The organism is Xanthomonas albilineans, assembly GCF_002939705.1.
Lineage (GTDB): Bacteria > Pseudomonadota > Gammaproteobacteria > Xanthomonadales > Xanthomonadaceae > Xanthomonas_A > Xanthomonas_A albilineans.
This window is the reverse complement of record NZ_MDCB01000085.1, coordinates 1-675: the sequence shown is the minus strand read 5'-3', so window position 1 is coordinate 675 and position 675 is coordinate 1. Positions and strand designations below refer to the sequence as shown.

1 protein-coding gene is annotated in these 675 nt (G+C 58.8%); it reads left to right on the top strand.

The features are described from left to right. Window positions 1-675, top strand: a 675-nt coding sequence (locus XalbCFBP2523_RS15845) for an AMP-binding protein (protein WP_146084151.1), incomplete at both ends; no start/stop codon positions are given.

Genomic DNA, 675 nt, shown 5'->3' with positions numbered 1-675 from the left:
CAAGTCGAACGCCTATGCAATCTGTACGGGCCATCGGAAACCACGACGTATTCGAGTTGGGTGTCGATGGCGCGTCACGATGGTTTTGTGGATCATATCGGCAAGCCTTTGGCAAATACGCAGTTTTATTTGCTGGACAAGTATCGACAGCCTGTGCCGGTGGGCGTCATGGGAGAAATCTATATTGGCGGTGCAGGTGTCACGCGTGGATATCTGAACCGCGACGACTTGACAGCAGAACGCTTCCTTACAGATCCATTCAGTACTGATCCGACGGCACGGATGTACCGCACTGGCGATCTGGGGCGCTGGCGTGCCGACGGCACAATCGAGTTTTTGGGACGTAACGATCACCAGGTCAAGATCCGCGGTTTCCGCATCGAGTTGGGCGAGATCGAGGCACGGCTGAGCGCGCATGCGGAGGTGCGCGAGTGCGTAGTGGTGGCGCTGGAGATGGATGCAGGCAACGACAAGCGGCTGGTGGCGTATTGGGTCGGTGTCGATGCGGCGACGTCCGTAACTCCGACTGCGGAGTCCTTGCGTAGTTGGCTATCGGATGTGTTGCCGGACTACATGGTCCCAGCCGCCTACGTACAACTGGACGCGCTGCCCCTGACCCCGAACGGCAAGCTGGATCGCAAGGCATTGCCGGCACCGGATGGGTCTGCCTATGCC